The 1,450-nt window shown below is 76.8% G+C and carries 1 pseudogene; it reads left to right on the plus strand.

Features of this window, described 5'->3' with window-relative positions:
* Window positions 1–323: 323 nt before the first annotated feature.
* Window positions 324–1,450 (plus strand): annotated as a pseudogene (locus ND748_RS31935) (DNA polymerase III subunit gamma and tau); the annotation flags it as partial.

Genomic DNA, 1,450 nt, shown 5'->3' on the forward strand with positions numbered 1-1,450 from the left:
CCCATCCGGCACGCGCCGCGGCGGCTCCCACGTCCCAGGGTCCGGCCGGCGGGTCGTGGGACGCGGCCTCGGTGGCCGGCGGGATCGTTGCGGGTCCCCCGACCGGTGGATCCGGCTTCGGGCCACCCCAGGCAGGCGCCGGTCTCGGGGCACAGCCGGGAGCCGGCGGCGGCCCTGGGACCGGGCCGGGCGCCGGAGTCAGGCAGGGCGCCGGACCTGGACCGGGTGCTGGGCCGGGTGCCCGACCTGGGCCGGGTGCCGGAGCCAGACAAGGCGGCGGAGCCGGGCCTGGCGGCGGGCGGATTGACGCCGCTGGCCTGCGGATGCTGTGGGACGAGGTCCTCCTGCTCGCGGGCCGTCGCAGTCGCAAGACGCACGCGATCCTGAAGGACCATGCGACCGTCGCCGACGTGCGCGGTGACGAGGTGGTGCTCGCCTTCGCCAGCCCGACGATGGGACGGATGTTCGGCCAGGGCAACAACGCCGAAGTGTTCTGCACCGCGTTGGCGGAGAAGATCGGCGGGACCTGGCGGGTCAGCGTAGGGCCCGTGGGGGGCTCCGGTCCCGGCCGAGGAGGTGGCGTCCGGCCGGCCGGGGGCCCACCACCACCGCCCGGCGGTGGCTTCGGTGGCCAACCGGGGGCAGGGCCAGCATGGGCCGGTCCGGATCAGCGCTTCGGTGGCGGTGGGCCGGCCCCGGCGGCGGGCGGCCGAGACGAGACCGGCCCAGGGCAACCCGGCCCAGGGCAACCCGTGCCGGCGCACTGGCAGGGGCCGGGCGGCGGAGATTACCCGGGTCACCAGGACCATTCGGGGTATGCGTCCTCCGGTGAGGGACCTGGCGGCGTGGACGGCGGCGGCGGCCGTCCGCCCGTCCCGGCGGGCTGGGCACCCGGCCCGGGCGGTCCCGTGCCGCGCACCGACGATGGAGGCCCAAGTCGGGCGGGGGGCGCATACGGTCCCGCGGGCGGACCCGGGCGAGGCGGTGCCGACGACGACTGGCACGGCGGCGGGGGGGCGAGCGGGGATCGTCACCCGGGCCGTGGGGGCGACAGTCCCCGATTTCCCGAGCCCACCTCGCCAATCCACGATCACCTCGGGGACGGCGGCAGCGGTGCCCACTTCGGCGACCGCGGCCAGGGCTCCGGCGCCGCTCACGACATCGTCGGACAGCACGGGGCCGGTGCGAACGCTGCCGATCACAACAACGCCAACCAGAACGCCTTCGGCCGGAACAGCACCGCACAGAACAGCACCGGGCAGAACGGCGGCGGTCGGAACAGCAGCGGTCCGAACGGCGGCGGCCAGAGCGGTACCAGTCAGAACGGGCCTGGTTGGAACGGCGCCGGCCAAAGCGGCGCGGGCTGGAGCGGCGCGAGCCACCATGTCGCCGCGCAGGGCGCCGCAGGTCAGGGCGCCGCAGGTCGGGGCGCCGCAGGTCGGGGTGCCGG

It is taken from the genome of Frankia sp. AiPs1 (assembly GCF_023716945.1).
Taxonomy (GTDB): domain Bacteria; phylum Actinomycetota; class Actinomycetes; order Frankiales; family Frankiaceae; genus Frankia.